This is a genomic window from Coleofasciculus sp. A1-SPW-01, assembly GCF_040217205.1.
Classification (GTDB): Bacteria; Cyanobacteriota; Cyanobacteriia; order Cyanobacteriales; family Coleofasciculaceae; genus Coleofasciculus; species Coleofasciculus chthonoplastes_A.
Window position 1 is genome coordinate 77,042 of record NZ_JAVJNP010000204.1, and the last position, 13,425, is coordinate 90,466.

Sequence of the window (13,425 nt, forward strand, 5' to 3'; positions counted from 1 at the left end):
AGATCTGGGGGAGTTGGGGGAGATGGGGGAGATGGGGAAGCTAAGACACTCTGAAAAGGAAGGTTGTACAATTAAAGGCAGCAACTCGCCCATTATGCTGAGTTGCGATCGCGCTTGTCACCCCCTGCAAAAACTACCCGTTTCCAAGACCATGAGTTTATCATTAAAGCAGCTAACCGTTTATCTGACCTTGCTAGGCTTAGGCGGTGGAGCAGGGGTTTTAGGTAGTCGCTACCTTATGGCTGAACCCCAAGGGGTTAATCCTCCAGAAGCGGTGCCGGCGGTATTGGAACCCTTAGCCCCAAAACGCTCCAACCGTCCCGCTCCCGGCAATCTCAATTTTATTGCCCAAGCCGTCGAGCAAGTTGGACCGGCGGTGGTGAGAATTGATGCGGCGCGTCAGATCAGCCAAGATGTTCCCGAACCCTTTAGAAATCCCTTCTTCCGCCGCTTTTTTGGCAATGAGATGCCTGTTCCGGAACCTCGCGTGGAACGGGGGACGGGATCGGGTTTTATTCTGGAGTCAGATGGGCGAATTATTACCAATGCTCATGTGATCGACGGGGCGGATATCGTCAAGGTTACCCTGAAAGATGGACGGACGTTAGAGGGTCGGGTATTAGGGGCAGATCCGGTAACCGATGTGGCGATTATTAAAATTGAGGCAGAAGATTTGCCCACTGTCCGCTTGGGTAAAGCCGATGAGTTGATTCCTGGGGAATGGGCGATCGCGATCGGGAATCCTCTGGGTTTGGATAATACAGTAACCGTTGGTATCATTAGCGCTTTGGGGCGATCCAGTTCTCAGGTTGGGGTTCCGGAAAAACGAGTTAGTTTTATCCAAACCGATGCGGCGATTAATCCGGGAAATTCCGGCGGACCCTTATTAAACGCCAATGGTGAAGTTATTGGGATTAATACGGCGATTCGCGCCAACGCTCAAGGATTAGGCTTTGCCATTCCCATTGAAACCGCTCAACGCATTGCTGAACAGCTTTTTGAAAAAGGTCGGGTTGACCATCCTTATCTGGGAATTCAGATGGTTACACTGACTCCAGAGTTACGCAAAGAAATTAATCAGGATCAAGATGCAGGTTTAAACGTGACTCAAGATCAGGGCGTCTTAATCGTCCGCGTCGTTCCTAATTCCCCAGCTCAACAAGCAGGTCTTGAACCGGGTGATATTATTCAAGAAGTTGGCGGAAAAGCGATTAAAACTGCCTCGGATGTACAAGAAGAAGTAGAAGCGAGTGAAGTTGGAGCGAATCTTGATATTGAAGTGAATCGTCAGGGGAAAACGAAAACGATTCTCGTAAAACCGGGAGCGTTTCCGGTCAATCAATTAGATTGACATCCTTCCCAACTAATCCTGATTGGGGTTAGTGCGAGCGTCTCGCTCGCTATCTTGTCTCGCTATCTTGTATGGTTTTTATCTATTAAGCCTTAAAATTTGCTGAACCTTTAATCGTCCTTTGCACTTTTATTTTTAGGGGTTTCCGGTTTGTGCAGCAAGTCTTACCACAAACGGTTAATCCTGCAAGAGTTGCACCACAAACTCAGCCGCCGTCAGATAACGTCGCCATTCTCTCCCATTCTTAAGGGGTTGTATCCCCCACCCTTGACAGCTATCTGGCTGTTCCCATAATTTTAGATGCTCCACTGGGGGGTCAGCATAAAAACGACTGTCACCACTTCCCAATAAGGCGGAACTCCAGTGGGTAAAATAATCGTGACTCAGCCGATGAATGGGAAATGTTCCATATAAGGGTACACCCCACCCATCCAACGCCACCAGCGCTTTCACGGTTCCCCTAAGCATTTGCCATCCCCATGCTGCACCAATCGCACCAACTACTCCTGCGCTAAAACTGATAAAAGTAACAGAGGTGTTCATTAGAGTAAGATGACGCTGTAAATAGTTCAAAATATGAATAGCTGAATATGCCGGATACTCGTGGCTGGGAAAAATTAACATTTGTTGAACACGCCCTACATTACCAGAGTCACAGCGTTGTAACCCAGCTAAAAACTCTTGTGTCAACTGTGAATTGTGAATACCGGGACAAATGATAACTGCTTTCTGCATGATAGTGACGTAGTTTTATTTCTGCCTTCTTGCACGAGGCACTAACATAAAATATTACTATTGGAAATCAATGTGCTAAATCACGTCTTTTTAGCATACAGTTTTAATACTGAACCGCCGTCCTCCACAAATACTCCTCATACAAGGTGGCTGCAAATACTAATCTATTACAATTCCCGTTGGTTTCTGATCCCCATGGGTTTCTGCTCAACGTTAGAGGCAATCCATCAATTATTTTGTTTAGATAGTAAAATGGAGGATAACAAGAAAACTCTCTAATTGTAGATCTTTAACATAACTTTACATTAGTGTATTATTTCTGTGAAGACAAGCCATAGAGCTTGAAATGGACTAGACGACTGTGCAACTATTTTCCTTAAAGGAGGGAAAAACAATGGGGCTTCTACCAATCAAGACGACAACGACCACTATTGCAACAACGGCTCTTCTGAGCTTGTGGGGACTGCCAGCAATGGCATTTACAATCACGCCAACGAGTGATACAGATTTACTTCTGAATTCTTTGTTAGGGTATACGACCGGACTGAGTAACATTGTTTTAACAGTTTACGATGATCAGGAAAACGTCAACGATAAAGCCTTTGGTACCTTCAGCGACGATCCCTTCGGTCTGGGTGAGGGCATCGTTTTGAGTACGGGTAGAGTTGACGAACTACCCGGACCCAACACAGAAGATGGAGGACTAGTGCCTACAGAGGGAGATCCCAATGACTTGAGTACAGATTTTGATCCGCCAAGCCCTCCCCCTGCAGATTCAGGAAATTCTACCCCTGAAGATAGGGCGATAGGGATGCAAGGGGATGATATAACATTGAAAATCAGCTTTGATGTTGACAATACAGCAGAAAAGTTATTTTTCCAATATATCTTTGGCTCGGAAGAATTTGTCGAATTTGGCGGGACTGAATTCAATGACTCTTTTAAAATGTTACTCAACGGGATTAACTTAGCCAAATTGAGTGATGGGCAAGAGGTGACGATCAATAATTTGGTTCCTGATCCCCAAAATCCAGATTTGTACCATGATGACTATGTGAATAATCCAGCAGAACTTAACATAGCCAATACTAAGCTGGATGGTTTTACGCAGTTATTGACCTTTGAAGGACTACTTGAGCAAAATTCCCGGAACACTCTTATTATCAACGTCAAAGATAAGGGTGATGGTCTTTATGACTCTGCTGTCTTCATCAAAGGCAAGTCTCTCGGAACAAAACCACCACAACTAAATCCTCAACCTGAACCGAATGACGATCCCTCTGATGAACCCCAATCCCCCTCAGACGACCCTGTAACTGATCCTGGAACTGATCCGGGAAATTTATTTCCCCCAGATGATCCAGAACCCCAGAGTGTGCCCGAACCATCCGGCTTACTCGGATTGCTGGGAGTGGCAACTTTAGGGGTTCGGACAATGATTAGACGCAAACAGAAAGCTCACTTACAAGAACACTGAATGCGATTAGTTAATTCCTCGCGGGCTACTGGGTTTGCGATACCCATAAGTGGTAATCTAGAGAGCGGTATTGTTAAGCTCTTAAGCTGTGACAAATCCACAGACTGACTCGATGGAGCATAGTGTGGGCTTCTAGAAATAGCAAGCCCTTTGTCACCTGAGTGCTTTATGAAGTCAGAAGCACGCTCGTTATCCCAGAATATAATAGACGCAAGCATGGTAGCCACCACAGAAAAAACAAACACCGGCGTTATTACTCAAATCATCGGACCTGTTGTCGATGTTGAGTTTCCTGGCGGCAAAATGCCCCGGATTTACAATGCTTTGAGAATTGAAGGTAAGAATGCAGCAGGACAAGATGTTGCCGTAACCTGTGAAGTGCAGCAGTTACTCGGTGATAACCAAGTCCGAGCCGTTGCCATGAGTGGTACGGATGGCTTAGTTCGAGGGATGGAAGCTGTAGACACTGGCACCGCCATTAGTGTTCCCGTCGGCGGTGCTACCCTGGGACGAATTTTCAATGTGTTAGGTGAGCCTGTCGATGAATTGGGTCCGGTCAATACCGAAGAGCGCTCCCCCATTCACCGTTCGGCTCCTAAATTCACCGAACTGGAAACCAAACCGTCGATTTTTGAAACGGGGATTAAGGTTGTAGACTTGCTGGCACCCTACCGTCGCGGAGGTAAAGTTGGGTTGTTTGGTGGAGCGGGTGTTGGTAAAACCGTGATCATTCAAGAACTGATCAACAACATTGCCAAAGCTCACGGTGGTGTATCAGTTTTTGGTGGTGTGGGCGAACGCACCCGTGAAGGAAATGACCTTTACAACGAATTTAAAGAGTCAAAGGTTATTAACGAAGAAGATCTCAGCCAGTCTAAAGTAGCGCTGGTCTACGGTCAGATGAACGAACCCCCCGGTGCCCGGATGCGTGTCGGTCTGGCGGCGCTGACGATGGCGGAACATTTCCGCGATGTCAACAAGCAAGACGTGCTATTGTTCATCGATAATATCTTCCGGTTTGTGCAAGCGGGTTCAGAAGTATCCGCCCTCCTCGGTCGGATGCCTTCGGCTGTGGGATATCAGCCCACATTGGCTACAGAAATGGGTCAACTCCAAGAGCGGATTACTTCAACCAAAGAAGGATCAATTACCTCGATTCAAGCGGTCTATGTCCCAGCTGATGACTTAACCGACCCCGCACCCGCAACCACCTTCGCTCACCTTGATGCGACGACGGTATTATCCCGTGCTTTAGCCTCCAAGGGAATCTACCCAGCGGTAGACCCATTGGATTCCACTTCGACCATGCTCCAACCCAGTATTGTGGGTGAAGAGCATTACCAAACGGCGCGTGCGGTTCAGTCAACCCTACAGCGCTACAAAGAACTCCAGGATATTATTGCAATTCTGGGCTTAGATGAATTGTCAGAAGATGACCGTCTGACGGTTGCCCGGGCGCGGAAGATTGAGCGTTTCTTGTCTCAGCCTTTCTTTGTGGCGGAAGTATTTACAGGATTGCCCGGTCAGTACGTTTCTCTTGACAAAACGATTAAGGGATTCCAAATGATTCTGAATGGAGAATTGGACGACCTGCCCGAACAGGCATTCTATCTGGTTGGTGATATTGATCAAGTGATCGCTAAAGCTGAGAAGATGAAAGGTTAATCCCTTGTGAGTTTTGAGTCATTAGTCATGAGGCTGTTCTAAGCTGATGACTAATGACCAATGAGGTAGCTTGATTGGCGCTTCCTTGAGTATGACAAAAGACTACTAACACATTATGAGCTTAACTGTTCGAGTTGTTTCTCCCGACAAAATTGTCTGGGATTCTGAGGCTGAAGAAGTAATTTTGCCCAGTACGACCGGTCAACTGGGTATATTGACGGGTCACGCCCCCCTGTTGTCAGCACTGGACATTGGTGTAATGCGAGTTCGTCCGGGTAAAGACTGGATACCCATCGCCCTCATGGGCGGATTTGCCGAAGTTGAAAATGATGAAGTAACCATTCTCGTTAATGGGGCGGAACAGGGAGAGACGATTGATAAGGAAGCCGCACGAGAAGCTTTCTCTCAAGCCCAAGAGCGTCTCAACCAAGTCCAAACCAGTGAGAATCGGCAAGAAAAGATTCAAGCCACGCAAGCTTTAAAGAGAGCAAGAGCTCGCTTTCAAGCAGCGGGTGGTATGGTTTGATGCTAAACGAGCATTGCCATTGAAAAAGAAAGGAGCTATCCAGACGTTAGTTAGCTGGATAGCTCTTTTGTATAGGAGAAGGCAGGAGTCAGGAGGGGTAGAAGGAAAAATTATCCCAGGGATAAAGGGGTTTGGGTCATCGGATTTGGTATTACTCGCTATTTTGTATGGTTTTTTTCTCCCCCAGCTCCCAGACGTGCCATGGCACGTCTCTACATTGCTCCCCCAGTTTACCCAGCTTCCCCCAGCTCCGCTTCATCCACTAGGCGCTACCTGTAAAGGTGACTTCTGGAAATTTTGCCTGCGCTTCATTCATGGGACGATTTTTACCTTCTTCTTGCCAGTAGTTAATCACTTCAGTGGCTTGGTTGAGCAACTCAACGCGATCCATTTCGCTAATCCAATGTTTGGCTTCCAGTTCGTTTTTGATTTGCTCCCAAGCATCGTTCCGGGGCCAGAAAAAGTAGGATGTCAGCGGGCTAGTTCCTTTACCCACGACTTGATCGACGGCGAGTGCCACATTCTCTTCTAACCAGAGAACTTTTAAGATAAATTTAGACAAACAAACCTCCAACAATAGATCAGGTATCTTATACTTAATGTACAATCAATCATTCTACAGGATAGCGAAGGTGAAAGCCCTCGTGATTTATCTGGGGGATAAAACTGCACGGCTTAAGCAACTGAGTTAGTCGTGGGAGTGTTTACATTGACAACTTTAAAATCAAGAACAAAATCAGGGTCTAGACTAGCGATCGCCGTTTTCGATATTGATGGTGTTATCCGGGATGTGAGTGGATCTTACCGGAGAGCGATCGCGGATACAGTCGAGCATTTTACCGCTGGAGTGTATCGCCCGTCTTCTGTTGAGATTGACCACCTTAAATCCGAAGGCTTATGGAACAACGATTGGGACGCCTCACGAGAGCTCATCTATCGCCACTTTGAGCAGCGAGGTCAGGCGCGATCGCAGGTTGCCCTAGATTATGATAACCTGATTGCCTTTTTTAATGCTCGCTACCGAGGCGCTGATCCAAATCATTGGACAGGATACATCTGTGATGAACCATTACTCCTCAACCCCAACTATCTTGAATATCTAACCTCAGCCGATATTTTATGGGGCTTTTTTAGTGGGGCGACGCGAAATGAAGCACTTTACGCTCTTTCAAAACGTCTCGGTTTGCCAGCCCCCGCACTCGTGGCGATGGAAGATGCCCCCGGTAAACCTGATCCGACAGGATTATTGGCAGTCGTTAACCAGCTTCAGCAACAGCACCAAATAGAGCAACCATTGCCTACCATCTATGTAGGAGATACCGTGGCAGATATGTACACAGTTACAGCAGCCAAAACTCTTCATCCAGACAGAACCTGGGTTGGTGTTGGTGTTCTCCCGCCACATGTTCAGGAAACAGCAGAACGCCGTGAGGCTTATCAACAAACCTTAAAAAAAGCAGGGGCGGCTCAAGTTTTTAGCAATGTTGAGCAGATCACCCCAGAACAAATTCAGCAATTGGTGTGAGCTAAGCTGTTCGGCATTTAAACCTTAATGTCAAGAATGACTTGTAGTGCGAGCATCTTGCTCGCTACTAATATTTAACTTAAATGCTTACCACGCTTCAAGTTGCGTGTCATCCCATCAGGCGATTTTTCCCACACCCTCCATTCTCCACCCAATCTCCTTGGACAAAGGAAAACCGTAAGCTATATTAGTATTGCTATATCAGTATTAGCAATTTAGATGCCAATAATAGCATGGTGCATCCCCATAAAAGCAATGAATTTAGACTATGATACTGCCGTGATCATGCTAGCCATCACGTTTCCTTTAGTGATGACTTGGTTGCTAGTTAGTGGTGAATTAGAACTTTGGGCTTATTTGGGTATATATGGTATCTGTTTGTGGGGACTAGGAGCTTTAAAAAAAGAATAGTGATAACGGGGTCATTTTTCAGCGTTAGTCTGGCAAAAAAGGAGTGATAAGTAGTCGGACAAAAGAAAACCGTGCTGTATTAAGTTTTGCAAATAGCCCTCAACCCCTATCTCAGTCTACTTTTGCGTCAGCCTCACCGATCAAATCAAAAGCATAACAGCTTGCTGGAGGGCGTAAATTTATCATCCCCTAAAAACGCTGAAATCCTCATCAAAAGTGGCGTTTACCCCACCGAAGCCATACCCGACTCAATTCGAGCAGAGTAAAATATTAACTAGAGTTAATTGTTCCAAAAGGGCTAAACACAACTATGGACTTTCGCCTCAAGACACTCTTACCTGACTACGAAAAAGCCTTCCTGACCTGTAACTTACAAAAAGAAAAAGAATCCGAAGTTCAGCAAGTTGTTGAGCGAATGAAGGATCTGCGACAACACTATGAAACCGTTGAACAAGCGACAGGCATTCCGTGGTGGTTTGCAGCGGTTATTCACTACAGTGAGTGGAACCTCCGCGAACCTGACTTATTTGTGAAAAAAGTGACAGAAATTTTATTGGCTAAGGAGTTCCATAAAGCCCGAACTCGCACCCTCGGTGCTTATCTGTGGGGGTTTGACTTGTGGAATGGATTTAGACATGGAGTTGGAGATCAATCCGAGTGGGTTTGGGGTGGTACCACTGTTCTGAAGCATCCATCAACCACCATTGGAGCAGCGGCGATTGTTTACTATCTCCAATCCCAGAAAATCATTGATATCCCTAAACCAGGAACAGGTATTAAAATCAAGATTTTATCCGATACAGTATTTAAAGCGCGACCAGATCAATCATTTCGGCTCAAACCAGAAGAAAAAATCACGGTAAAAGGGGGTACTCGCCTGGAAATTATTGAGGATGACCCCTCTGAGGGAGGACACGTCAAAGTCCTGTTACCCGATGGGGTTTTGTTAGGGCAGAATAATCAGAGTGATTGGTATGTTTTCAAAGAACATATTGAAATTCAGGGAACGGAACCGAATAATCGCCCCAGCGATAAAGCAGAAGAACCCGAAACTAAAATTGCTTCACCCAATAAAGGACGTCCCATCACCGTACCCAAATTAGGAACAGTCTATCTGGGAAATCCAATTCTCGAAGGTGGACACTTTAGTTGGGCGGAAGCGACAATGAATGGCTCAAGGATTCCTGTTAATAATGAGGTGGTTGAGGGGATTTTGAGAGTGGCTCATGTGATGGAAGAAGTGAGAGAATATTTGGGCGCTCGTCCGATTACTATAAATTCTTGGTATCGTGATCCAGTAACTAATCGTAAAGTCGGAGGGGCAACAAAATCCAGGCATTTAGTTGGTGATGCTGTGGATTTTGTGGTTCAAGGAATCTCCCCACCCCAAGTTAATCAGCGCCTAGAATCCTGGTGGGGAAATCGGGGTGGATTAGCCAGTGCTAGCTCTTTTACCCATATTGATGTGAGAGGGTATCGCGCTCGGTGGAGCTATGGATTTTGAGTTAATGCGTGTCTTGGGGGGGCTTCCGTAGTTAGTGTGCTAAATTGTTAGTTTGATTTGTCCAAATATTGAACAGCAATAGCTTTAAGCATTTTTACAGTACAAGCGATGGTGCAGGTTCCCCCGTGTTTCAACCGGGGGAGTGTCAAACTATGATCGGTAGCGGAGTGTTAGTCGATAGCGATACTACATTCGTCATCTGTCCTTTGGTTCATTAGGCAACCGCCTCGTATTGTTGGGACTCCGTCTCAACTTGCCGAAGAATCTCCATGGCTTCGGGTAGAGTCTCGCAGATATAATTCGCTTTGAAGTGAAAAGGACGAACGCGAGAATCAGTAAGCACAGCCGGTTCCCAGATGCATAGTTTGATCGGCTTGTCGGGATTGTTGGTGGCACTAATGGAGTATTGAACCGTGGCAGTGCTTCTTTCCATACAACGTCGATGGTATCGCAGTACAAACCAAGGAGAGTTTTCTCTCCTTACTAAATTATGAGGCAAAACCGGGCTGGAATGTTCCCTCTAAGTGAGGATTTGCCGGAAAAAACAGCAAGGATGAAGGAGAAAACCCCGGTTTGCTTTCATCCTTGCTCTAAATCTAGCCAGCTTCCCCAGCTTCCCCTGCTTGCACGCCCGGTGATCAAAAACTTTCGTCATGCCTTAGTGATACTCCCATTCAGCTAGGTGGCAATGATGTGCAAGTCAACATCCTTGAGATACCGCAGCAACTGCTGCACAGGAGAACCTTGTAATGCTAACTGCCACCGGGATTTATGCGTTTGTCCGACCACAACTTGAGTAATGTGGTAGGTGTGTGCTACTTTGGCGATCGCGTTGGGAATATTGGTGCTGGTGACGTGTAAAAATTCACCCCCAAATTCCTGACAAAAATGCTCACACATTTCTATATAGAGGCTTTCATCTTTGGTGAGAAACTGTTCAGGGTGAGCCACAAACAATCCATATAAACGGGCTCGCATAATAGTCGCTAACCGCGCCCCCCGTCGTAGCAATTGAGCTGAATTAGGATAGGTGGACACACAAACTAACACCCGTTCGTGAACGCTGTAAAATTTGCCTGTTAGGGTAGACTTTTCAGCTACGGCTTCCAGGTTGTCAGCCACTTCCCGCAGTGCCAATTCTCGTAAGGCGAGTAAGTTTTGGCGTTGGAAGAAATTCTGTAGAGATTGTTCTATTTTTTCAGGGGCGTAAATTTTCCCTTCGATTAATCGTTCTTCTAAGGTTTCTGGCGTGACATCGACAATAACCACTTCGTCGGCTTCATCCAAGAGGCGATCGGGTATTCGTTCTCGCACGACAACCCCGGTAATTTTGGCAACTAAATCATTGAGACTTTCTAAATGTTGAATATTAACGGTAGAAAAAACATCAATCCCGGCATCTAAAATAACTTCAACATCTTGATAACGTTTTTCCCTAGGCAAACCCTTTATATTCGTATGGGCGAGTTCATCAATTAACACCAGTTGCGGTTGACGCGCCAGAATCGCATTGGTGTCCATTTCTGTGAGCGTTGTGTTTCCTCGACATATAGATAAACGGGGAACCATTTCTAGTCCCTCAGCGGCTGTTGCTGTCTCCTGGCGTCCGTGAGTTTCTAATAACCCAATAACGACATCAATTCCTTCTTCTCTAAGTCGATGCGCTTCTTGTAACATTCGATAGGTTTTACCCACGCCCGGTGCCATACCGATATACAGACGGTGTTTTCCGCGACGGCTGGTAGGGGGTTCAAAAGATTCAGGGGAAGCGGATGAATGGGTGAGTTCGTCTTTATTAATCATCGCGGATCAAAACGTAGAAATTAACTTATAAAGTCGTCTTCGGAAAGTGAACTACAATCATTGAGGTATCGGGATGAGTTCGTGCGATCGCCTCGGGTTCGATCAGTTGCCCTGGCAAACTTAATAAACGAGTAGAATCTGTGTACGCCATTAAAATTAGCAAGTCATCCCTTTGCAGCAGGCGCGAAACGTTTTTGACAAAATTTCCCCGCACTCGCATTAGCGGAGTATCGATGCTTAACCCAACTGATTCTGGCTGTAGCCTGAACGGTTTCGAGTGAGTCGCCACCACCATAAGTTGGAGCGTGGCTTTGAGTTCTTTGGCTAAATTATCAGCGACTTCTACGGTTTGTTTAAATGTAGCCGATGACGTAGTTTGAGCGTCTGCGGCTAAAAGAACTCGTCGGGTATTTTCAATCGGTTGGGAAAACCGACTAATTAATACCGGAACAGGGGATCGCTGGATTACATTGTCGATAACACTGCCAAAAAAATTCTCGCGAGTGGTTGAGTATCCTTTCCACCCACAAATAATCAGACTGGCATCACGTTCTGATGCCGTGCGGGTAATTCCTCTGTCAATGGCATCATCCACTCGACCAATTGACTCCACCTGAGTTACGGCGGCATGAGCGATGGCTTCTGCTGTGGCTAAGAGCTGGGTTTGTAGCATTTTTGCTTGGGGAGTTACAGGTTTATATTTATCGGAAATAACATGAAGTGGGAGTAGTGTTCCTTGAGCCATTTTTGCCAAGATTAATGCTAATTGGAGCAGGTTATCTTCAGTGTTGGGATTAGCAACCGGAACGAGAACGCGCTTCCCCAATTTCTGAGGACTGCCTGTTTCAACTGAACGACTCTGAACTATTTTGACTCTCTTGCCCCAGCGCTCAATTATCCAAGGAGAACCAATACAAGTAACTAAGATCATGGCAATAATGCCATTAACGGTTAACTCATCAACCAGTTCGATATCATAGGCAACTGTAATCGCGGCTAGCGTTGAAGCGGCTTGAGCCATGGTCAGACCAAACATGACCATGATGCTGGGAAATCGAAAGCCAAACCATTTGCCTGTTCCCCAAGCCGCCAGAAATTTACTGATGACTTCAACGACAACAATGACAGCAGCAATTAAAATAGATTTCGGTTGCTGGATTAATACTAGAGGGTTAATCAGCATTCCTACGGAAATCAGAAAAAATGGCACAAATAAGGTGTTGCCAATAAACTGAATCCGATTCATCAAAGGACTCAGTTGGGGAATCAGTGGCGTCAGGGCAATTCCCGCTAAAAATGCACCGATAATCGGTTCAATTTCAATCAATCCTGCCAGATAAGAAATGACAAATAACGTCGCCAGAACAAAGATAAATTCTGCACCTTCGTCATGTCCAAACCGTCGGAAAAACCAGCGACCAATTTTAGGAACACCCCAGAGGGCTGCAAATGTATAAATGCAAAGCGCTGGAATCAGAAATAACCAAAAACCAAGGGTGAGTGTTCCGCCATCTGCTTTGAGGACAACGGCTAGCACTAATAGTGCCAATACATTGGTAATTAAGGTTGCTCCCAGAGTCGCGGTTACAGCCTGAGTTCGCATAATTCCCAGCTTGTTCAACAGGGGTAATGCTAGGAGGGTATGAGACGCGAAGCAGGAGGCTACCAGTATTCCGGCTAAGACGCCATATCCCAACACCAACATGGCAAATGTCCCCAGTACCATCGGCACAGTAAAGGTAGTTAACCCGAAAATAACGGCTTTACTAGCATTGTCTTTAAGGTCATTTAGGCTGGTTTCCAACCCCGCCATGAACATCAAAAATAGCAACCCGACGGTTCCTAGTAGAACAATTGTACTGTCGCGTTCCAGCAGACCCAGAACATGGGGTCCTACTACCACACCAGCGAGGATTAACCCGACAATACCAGGGAGTTGCAGTCGCTCAAATAGAAGTGGAGCGACTAACATAATCGCCAAAATGGTGAGGAAAACGGCTACGGGGTCAGTAATCGGTCCGGGTAAGACTTGAGCTAGGTAAGTCAGTAGGAGCATTCTAATTAGGGATGTCTATTTTACAAGTGACCAATAATTTAGTTTTGGACGGGTTCTTTTTTAGGTTTAACCTGTGGAGAATAGCCGTGTTTATGAATAAACCATTGTTTTCGCACAGGTCGAGTGATTTGCCAAAACACTTTAGTAATGGGTTCCTCTATCCATTCTGGGATAAACACGCCAATTAGACCTCGCCCATCATCTTCTTGAAATAAGACAAAAAGCCGCTCTAAAAAATAGAGAATCTGCACATAACCTTCAAGCTCACTCGCTCTGGTTGGGTTTCGTTCCTCAACCCAACCTACACCTCATTTTTCACGGGAAGTCTAGAAACTATTGTAGAGACGCGATGCGAGAAGCGTCTGGGCGGGT

At 46.0% G+C, this 13,425-nt stretch carries 12 protein-coding genes; 6 read left to right on the forward strand and 6 right to left on the reverse strand.

What is annotated here, in order from left to right; translation table 11 throughout:
- Nucleotides 1–151: 151 nt before the first annotated feature.
- Nucleotides 152–1,351: an HhoA/HhoB/HtrA family serine endopeptidase gene (locus RH949_RS29790; RefSeq protein ID WP_446358279.1), complete on the forward strand. Its 1,200-nt coding sequence runs from the start codon at nucleotides 152–154 to the stop codon at nucleotides 1,349–1,351.
- Nucleotides 1,352–1,528: 177 nt separating this feature from the next.
- Here RH949_RS29790 and RH949_RS29795 read toward each other — a convergent pair whose 3' ends face one another.
- Nucleotides 1,529–2,086: a hypothetical protein gene (locus tag RH949_RS29795; protein WP_446358281.1), complete on the reverse strand. Its 558-nt coding sequence runs from the start codon at nucleotides 2,084–2,086 to the stop codon at nucleotides 1,529–1,531.
- Between the two features lie 394 nt (nucleotides 2,087–2,480).
- Between RH949_RS29795 and RH949_RS29800 the strand changes: the two genes are divergently transcribed.
- The 3 genes from RH949_RS29800 (at nucleotide 2,481) to atpC (ending at nucleotide 5,754) form a co-directional block, all read left to right on the forward strand.
- A complete protein-coding gene (locus RH949_RS29800) occupies nucleotides 2,481–3,563 on the forward strand; it encodes a choice-of-anchor L domain-containing protein (protein WP_446358283.1) in 1,083 nt (360 codons plus the stop codon).
- 216 nt (nucleotides 3,564–3,779) lie between these two features.
- Nucleotides 3,780–5,228: a F0F1 ATP synthase subunit beta gene (atpD, locus tag RH949_RS29805; RefSeq protein ID WP_446358285.1), complete on the forward strand. Its 1,449-nt coding sequence runs from the start codon at nucleotides 3,780–3,782 to the stop codon at nucleotides 5,226–5,228.
- Between the two features lie 115 nt (nucleotides 5,229–5,343).
- Nucleotides 5,344–5,754, forward strand: coding sequence for an ATP synthase F1 subunit epsilon (gene atpC / locus RH949_RS29810; protein ID WP_446358287.1), 411 nt, complete (start codon nucleotides 5,344–5,346; stop codon nucleotides 5,752–5,754).
- 262 nt (nucleotides 5,755–6,016) lie between these two features.
- Here atpC and RH949_RS29815 read toward each other — a convergent pair whose 3' ends face one another.
- Nucleotides 6,017–6,316, reverse strand: coding sequence for a 30S ribosomal protein PSRP-3 (locus RH949_RS29815; RefSeq protein WP_006103218.1), 300 nt, complete (start codon nucleotides 6,314–6,316; stop codon nucleotides 6,017–6,019).
- A 147-nt stretch (nucleotides 6,317–6,463) separates the two neighbouring features.
- Between RH949_RS29815 and RH949_RS29820 the strand changes: the two genes are divergently transcribed.
- Nucleotides 6,464–7,279, forward strand: coding sequence for a TIGR01548 family HAD-type hydrolase (locus RH949_RS29820; RefSeq protein ID WP_446358289.1), 816 nt, complete (start codon nucleotides 6,464–6,466; stop codon nucleotides 7,277–7,279).
- Nucleotides 7,280–8,000: 721 nt separating this feature from the next.
- Entirely contained in the window at nucleotides 8,001–9,194 is a 1,194-nt protein-coding gene (locus RH949_RS29825) for a D-Ala-D-Ala carboxypeptidase family metallohydrolase (RefSeq protein ID WP_006103210.1), read from the forward strand.
- A gap of 214 nt (nucleotides 9,195–9,408) precedes the next feature.
- On the opposite strand, the gene RH949_RS29830 is transcribed toward RH949_RS29825, so the two are convergent.
- The 4 genes from RH949_RS29830 to RH949_RS29845 all read right to left on the reverse strand — a co-directional run bounded on the left by RH949_RS29830 (nucleotide 9,409) and on the right by RH949_RS29845 (nucleotide 13,304).
- Nucleotides 9,409–9,627 (reverse strand): hypothetical protein, encoded by a 219-nt coding sequence (locus RH949_RS29830; protein ID WP_044208963.1) that lies wholly within the window; start codon nucleotides 9,625–9,627, stop codon nucleotides 9,409–9,411.
- Between the two features lie 245 nt (nucleotides 9,628–9,872).
- The gene (locus tag RH949_RS29835; RefSeq protein WP_446358292.1) at nucleotides 9,873–10,997 is read right to left on the reverse strand and encodes a sensor histidine kinase KdpD; all 1,125 of its coding nucleotides are present in this window, start codon (nucleotides 10,995–10,997) and stop codon (nucleotides 9,873–9,875) included.
- Nucleotides 10,998–11,022: 25 nt separating this feature from the next.
- The gene (locus RH949_RS29840) at nucleotides 11,023–13,053 is read right to left on the reverse strand and encodes a cation:proton antiporter domain-containing protein (protein ID WP_446358294.1); all 2,031 of its coding nucleotides are present in this window, start codon (nucleotides 13,051–13,053) and stop codon (nucleotides 11,023–11,025) included.
- Between the two features lie 38 nt (nucleotides 13,054–13,091).
- A complete protein-coding gene (locus tag RH949_RS29845) occupies nucleotides 13,092–13,304 on the reverse strand; it encodes a hypothetical protein (protein ID WP_006103181.1) in 213 nt (70 codons plus the stop codon).
- Nucleotides 13,305–13,425 lie beyond the last annotated feature (121 nt).